The 6651-nt window shown below is 75.7% G+C and carries 3 protein-coding genes; 1 reads left to right on the forward strand and 2 read right to left on the reverse strand.

The features are described 5' to 3' along the window. Positions 1-72: 72 nt before the first annotated feature. Complete coding sequence (locus HYE82_RS32505; RefSeq protein ID WP_179177805.1) at positions 73-2886, forward strand: SpoIIE family protein phosphatase; 2814 nt, start codon at positions 73-75, stop codon at positions 2884-2886. Between the two features lie 146 nt (positions 2887-3032). On the opposite strand, the gene HYE82_RS32510 is transcribed toward HYE82_RS32505, so the two are convergent. Beyond that, positions 3033-5108: a SpoIIE family protein phosphatase gene (locus HYE82_RS32510; RefSeq protein ID WP_179177806.1), complete on the reverse strand. Its 2076-nt coding sequence runs from the start codon at positions 5106-5108 to the stop codon at positions 3033-3035. Between the two features lie 29 nt (positions 5109-5137). Then, on the reverse strand, positions 5138-6651 hold a 1514-nt coding region (locus HYE82_RS32515), incomplete at its 5' end, for a DUF3376 domain-containing protein (RefSeq protein ID WP_179177807.1).

The raw sequence follows: 6651 nt of genomic DNA on the forward strand, positions 1-6651 counted from the left end.
GGGTTGCGGGCGGCGGGCCGGGCCGGGGCCGCGGCCACGCGCGAACCACCGTGACAGTGTTAGAAATGGCTCATGACCGGACGTTCTGGTCGGCCGCCCACGGAGTCACCGCCCCGGCTGTCGAGCGAGCTCGACCCGGGACTGCTCGCGCGCCTCTCCCGGGCTGCCCGCAGCGTCGCCGGTCAGGTCTTCGCACTCCAGGCGTCCCTCGTGCTGCTGCTGATCACCGTCGCCGCGCTGGCGCTGGTGTTCCAGGCGCGCTACGACAGCGAGCGCGACGCCCGCAACCGCTCCCTCGCGGCCGCCGAGGCCTTCGCCCACGCCCCCGGCCTGCCGGCGGCCCTCGACTCGTCCGACCCGACACGCGTACTGCAGCCGCTGACGGAGGCCACCCGCACGGCCGCCGGCGTCGACTTCGTCGCCGTGATGAGCACCAACGGGATCCGCTACGCCGACTCGCGCTCGGAGCTGATCGGCGCGCGCGCCGGCGGGGACCTCTCGCGCGCCGTCTCCGGGACGTCCTTCACGGAGCTGTTCCAGGGTGAACCCACCGGCAGCGCGGTCCGCTCGGTGGTACCCGTACGGGACACGGCCGGGATGGTCGTGGGCCTGGTCGCCACCGGGATAGAGCTGGAGAAGGTCTCGGACGTCGTGGAGGTCCAGCTGCCACTGCTGCTGGGGGCGGCGGGGGCCGCCCTGCTGCTGGGCACGGCCGGCGCGGCGCTGATCAGCCGGCGGCTGCGGCGCCAGACCCGGGGGCTGGGCGCCACCGAGATGGCCCGGATGAACGAGCACCACGAGGCGGTGCTGCACGCCGTGCGCGAGGGCGTCCTCATCATCAGCGCCGACCACCGGCTCCTGCTGGCCAACGACGAGGGCCGACGGCTGCTGGACCTGCCGCCGGATGCCGAGGGCCGCAGCGTCACCGATCTCGGGCTCGACGCGCGCACCACCTCGCTGCTGCTGTCGGGACGGGTCGCGACGGACGAGGTGCACCTGGCGGGCGACCGGCTCCTCGCGATCAACGTGCGCCCCACCAAGCCGTACAAGGGGCGGCCCACCGGCAGCGTCATGACGCTGCGCGACTCCACCGAGCTCGCCGCACTGTCCGGCCGCGCCGAGGTGGCCCGGGAGCGGCTCCAGATGCTGTACGAGGCCGGGGTGCGGATCGGGACGACGCTGGACATCGTGCGGACGGCGGAGGAGCTCACGGAGGTCGCCGTACCCCGGTTCGCGGACTTCGTGACGGTGGAGCTGCTGGAGCCGGTGCTGCACGGGGACGATCCGGAGCTGGCCGCAGGCATGCACGCGGAGATGCGGCGGGCGGCCATGGGCGGGGTCCGCACCGACCAGCCGCTGCAGCCCGTGGGGGACGTCATCCGCTTCGACGTGCCGACGGCGCCGATGGCCGCGGCCCTGGACGCCGGGCGGGCGGTGCTCGCGGCGGACCTCGGCGCGGCGATGGGCTGGCGGGCCCAGGACGAGGCCGGCACCCGGCAGGCCCTGGAGTACGGGCTGCACTCGCTGATCTCGGTGCCGCTGCAGGCCCGCGGCGTGGTGCTGGGCATGGCGAACTTCTGGCGGGCCGCGGCCACGTCCGAAGCGTTCGACGGGGAGGACCTGTCGTTCGCGGAGGAGCTCGGGGCCCGGGCGGCGGTCTCCATCGACAACGCGCGCCGCTACACCCGGGAGCACGCGACAGCCGTCACGCTGCAGCGCAGCCTGCTGCCGCGGGTGCTGCCCGACCAGAGCGCCGTGGACGCCGCCTTCCGGTACCTGCCGGCGAAGGCCGGGGTGGGCGGGGACTGGTTCGACGTGATCCCGCTCGCGGGCACCCGGGTGGCGCTCATCGTCGGCGACGTGGTGGGCCACGGGGTGCACGCGGCGGCCACCATGGGGCGGCTGCGCACGGCCGTACACAACTTCTCCACCCTCGACATGCAGCCGGACGAGCTGCTGGGCCACCTGGACGAGCTGATCGACCGGATCGACCAGAACGAGGCCGCCGCCGGCCCGGACGGCGACGATGCGGCGGCGACGGCGGGCGAGGCGGCCTCGGTCACCGGCGCGACCTGCCTGTACGCGGTGTACGACCCGGTGTCCGGGAGCTGCACGATGGCCAGCGCGGGGCATCCGGGGCCCGCGCTGGTGTGGCCGGACGGGCGGGTGGAGTTCCCGGAGCTGCCGGTCGGCCTGCCGCTCGGGGTGGGCGGCATGCCGTTCGAGGCCGTGGAGCTGCGGCTGCCGGAATCGAGCCGGCTGGTGCTGTTCACCGACGGGCTGCTGGAGGACCGCAACCGGGACTTCGACGCCGGCCAGGTACTGCTGGCCGAGACCCTCGCCCGGCCGGGCCGCAGCCCCGACCAGGCCTGCGGGGACGTGCTGGACGCGCTGCTGTTCCCGGCGCCGAGCGACGACATCGCCCTGCTGATCGCCGACACGCGGCGCCTGGAGCCCGACCGGATCGCGGAGTGGGAAGTGCCCGCGGACCCGGCGGCCGTCTCCCGGGTGCGAGGGGCGAGCGCCGGGCAGCTGGCCGCCTGGGGGCTGGAGGAGATCGCGTTCACGGCCGAGCTGATCCTGAGCGAGCTCGTCACCAACGCCATCCGGTACGGGAACGCGCCCATCCGGGTGCGGATGCTGCGGGACCGCACACTGATCTGCGAGGTGTCCGACGCCAGCAGCACCTCCCCGCACCTGCGGTACGCGGCGACCACGGACGAGGGCGGCCGGGGCCTGTTCCTGGTGGCCCAGTACGCGGACCGCTGGGGCACCCGCTACACCCAGCGCGGCAAGGTGATCTGGGCCGAGCTGCCGCTCACGGACGGGGACGAGCCCGCCGTCCCCGCCCCCGACCTGGCCGCCCTGGAGGACCTGGCCTGGTGACCCGCACCGCGGCCGCGGGATCCCGCCCGGGGGGGCGGGCGGCGTCGTGCCGGGCATCGGCCACCCCTCGTCGTGGCCGGTCGCGCAGCGGCCCGCACCCCCTCGGGCGCGGCCGGACGAACCACCGCCGGCTTCCCCGCTGCCGCTCAGGGGAGCGGCGGGTGGCCGGCGGGGACCGTGCGGGCCAGGAGGAGGGCCACGTCGTCCTGCGGGGCGGTCGGCAGCAGGCGGGTCAGGACCTCGTCGCACAGCCGGTCCAGGGGGACGGCCTGATCGCGCAGGACCCGGCCGAGCTGGGCCATGCCCTGGTCGAGGTCCCGGTCGCGGGCCTCGATGAGCCCGTCGGTGTAGAGCACGAGGAGGCTGCCGGGCGGCAGGTCCACCTCCTCGGTGCGGAACTCGCGACCGCCGGTGCCCAGCGGGGTGCCGGGAGGGCCGTCGAGGAAGGTGACCTGGCCGCCGGAGGCGGCCACGGCCGGCGGGGGGTGGCCTGCGCGGGCGATGGTGCAGCCGCCCGATGCCGGATCGTGGACGGCGTACACGCAGGTGGCCATCTCGTCCTCGCCGAGATCGGCCACCACGGCGTCGAGGGAGCGCAGCAGCTGCGCCGGGGGGACGCCGTGCCGGGCCAGGGTGCGGACCGCGGTGCGGAGCTGGCCCATGACGGCGGCGGCGTGGATGCCGTGCCCCATGACGTCCCCGATGACCAGGCCGGTGCGGCCGCCGGGCAGCTGGATGACGTCGTACCAGTCGCCGCCGACGTCGTGGTCGCTGGCGGGCAGGTAGCGGCCGGTCAGCTCCAGGCCGGTGACCCGGGGCAGCGCGCTGTTGCTGAGGCTGCGCTGCAGGGTGAGGGCGGCGCGGCGCTGGTTGGTGTACATCCGGGCGTTGTCGATGTTGAGGGCGGCGCGGGCGACGACCTCGTCGATCAGGATGCAGTCCTGCTCGTCGAAGGGCTCGCGGCTGGCCAGCCGGGTCACGGTGACGGCGCCGAGTACGGTGCCGCGGGCGACCAGGGGGATCAGCCGGGCGGAGCCGAGGGTGGCGAGGTAGGCGCGCAGCGGTTCGGCGCGCGGGTCCGGGATGAGGGTGGGGATGTCGGTGCGGTACAGGTTCATGGGCCGCCCGGCGGCGATCACCTGTTCGTACACGGTCCCGGCGGGGATCTTGAAGGTCTGGCCGGGCAGCAGCTTCGCGGTGGGTGCGCCCGGGTCGGGGAAGACGGCCGCGAGGCGGCGCAGGACGCCGCGGTGCGTGCCGGCCGCGTCGTCGGGGGCGAGGACCGCCTCCAGCAGCTGGACGTCGGCGGAGTCGGCGAGCTGCGGCACGAGGACCTGGGCGATCTCCTCGGCGGTCTGCCGCAGGTCGAGGGTGGTGCCGATGCGGGTGCCGGCCTCGGCGAGGACGGCGAAGCGGCGCCGGGCCCGTTCGGCCTCGACCTGGGCGTGCTGGCTGTCGGTGATGTCGATGAGGGAGGCGATCACGCCCAGGGCGCGGCCGGAGGCGTCGAGGAGCGGGGCGTAGGAGCAGGACCAGGTGTGGTCGTGGTCGGGGTCGGCGGGCGTGCGGCCGGTGCGGCGGACGTCGACGACGGCGGTGCCGCGTTCCAGGACCTGCCGCATGGTCGCCTCCAGGGCGTCGGCGTTGACGCCGGGGACGACCTCGGTGAGCCGCTTGCCGAGGTGTCCGGCGGGGCTGACGCCGTTCATCCGGGCGAGGGCGTCGTTGACGCGCACGAACCGCAGGTCGGGGCCGAGGGTGGCGAGCCCGATGGGCGACTGGGTGAACAGGCTCTGGAGGGCGGCGAGGGAGTCCCGCATCCGCAGGACCTCGGAGGTCTCCACGGCGATCAGCATGGCCCCGGTGCGTCCCCGCGCGTCGGCGGCGGGGACGATCCACATCTCCATCGTGACCCGGTGGCCGTCGCGGTGGCGTACGGGCAGGGTGCCGACGACGGTCTCCCCCGCCTGGACGCGGCGGGTCAGCTGGTGGGCGAGCTCGCGGTTGGCGTCGGGGACGAGGACCTCGGTGCCGGGGCGGCCGAGGATGTCCCGGGGGCGGTGGCCGAGCAGGTCCTGGGCCGCCAGCGACCATTCGGCGACGCGGCCGTCCGCGTCCTCCCGCCACAGGGCGATCGGCAGCAGTTCCCGGAGGACACCCGCGTACCCGACAGCCACGGCCGGCTGCTCCGGGACCTCGCTCGTCGACTGGTAAGTGTCCACTGCACCGACCTCACCCCGGGGTCTGATTCCTACCGATTCACCCTATCCGAGCGTCGGGGGGAGGGCCCCGCGCCTTCACCCGGTGGACGCGGCCGGGGGCACAGCCAAGGCAGGACGAACGTCACCCAGAAGAGGACGGCTCCAAGGATCAGCGCACCCCACCAGCCGCCGAGCGGGCCCCGCCCGAACTGGATCAGCCCGGCCACGGCGCCCGCGGCGGCCGCTGCCGGGATCAGCTGCTCCCACCGGTCGGAGCCCACGTCCAGCAGGGCCCCCGCGGCCAGGGCGGATGTGCCGCCGACGATCACCGTCCGCCAGCCTGCGCCGACGTCCGGGGGATGGAGGCCGCGCAGCAGCCACAGGGCGAGCGGCGGGCCGGCGGCCAGGACGAGCGCGGTGATCCTGCGCGGCCGGGCCGGGCGGACCAGCTGCCATGCGGCGGCCGCCAGTGCGGCCATGGCGTACAGGCAGACGGGGACGTGCCCGAGGAGGGAGGACCACCGGCCCGTGCTGAAGGCGATGCCGGTCCACAACAGCGCGGCGGCGGCCAAGGCGTGCCAGGGCGCCAGGACCGCACACAGCAGCGGCAGGCAGACCAGCGGTTTCAGCGCCCCGAGCACGCCCTGCACGAGGCGGGCGCCGGCCCGGCCGGTGGGCTGCAGGGCCGGCCAGGCGATCAGTCCTGCGCGCAGGGCGGACCGGCGCGGGTCGCGGGCCCGGAGCAGCCGGCCGACGTCCTCGGCGCCGATCTCGCGGAACGCCTCCAGCGCGCCGTCGAAGGCGCCGGCCTCCAGGGGCGGCGGGGCGGGCGGCGGCTGCGGAGGCCGGTTGCCGCCGCGCGGGCCGGTGCGGTGCAGGTCGGCGATGAGCGGCAGCTCCTCGCCGAGGATCTCGCGTTGGCGCAGCTGGGTGAGGACGCCCCGTACGCGGTCCCAGGGCGGCAGGTCGGGGGCGGCCACGACGTCCGCGGCCCAGGCCTCCAGGAACGCCGACCCGAGTCCGGTCGCCTCGGCGACGCTCTCCCCGAGGGCGGCGGGATCCGCGATGCCGCCGAAGGCATCCTCCAGGCGGGCGTCGGTGGCGACGACGGAGACGAGCGAGGCGGCGCCGTCGAGGCGGCCCCAGGTCCAGTCGCTCATCCGCCAGCGGGCGCTGAGGAACGCGGCGAAGTGGTCGAGCCGGTTGCCGCCGCTGAGCTTGGCCTTGACCAGGTCTTCCGGGGAGTTCTGGTCCACCCCCTGCAGGACCGTGGCGGTCGCCCAGCCGGTGTTGGCGGCGGAGACGGCGTGGAAGCGGATGTCCGTGCCCTCGTCGAGCGGGCCCGGGTGCAGCGGGCCGAGCAGCACCTCGGCGAAGGCCAGGGCGTCGGCCATGGTCGGGAAGCCGGCGCCGACGGCCTCCTCCAGGGCCTCGTATCCGTCAGGGCAGGCCGGCAGCGCCGCGCCGATCCCCCCGGCCAGCTCGGCGAGGCGCTCCCACAGGCCGGCGTAGACGTCCGCGAGGGGGGCGGGGGCGGGGGCGGCGCGCGGCACCACGGGCTGTC

The organism is Streptomyces sp. BR123, assembly GCF_013401435.1.
Classification (GTDB): domain Bacteria; phylum Actinomycetota; class Actinomycetes; order Streptomycetales; family Streptomycetaceae; genus Streptomyces.

Coding starts and splice junctions, on each gene's coding strand:
- HYE82_RS32505 (WP_179177805.1), top strand. CDS start 73: ATGACCGGACGTTCTGGTCGGCCGCCCACGGAGTCACCGCCCCGGCTG.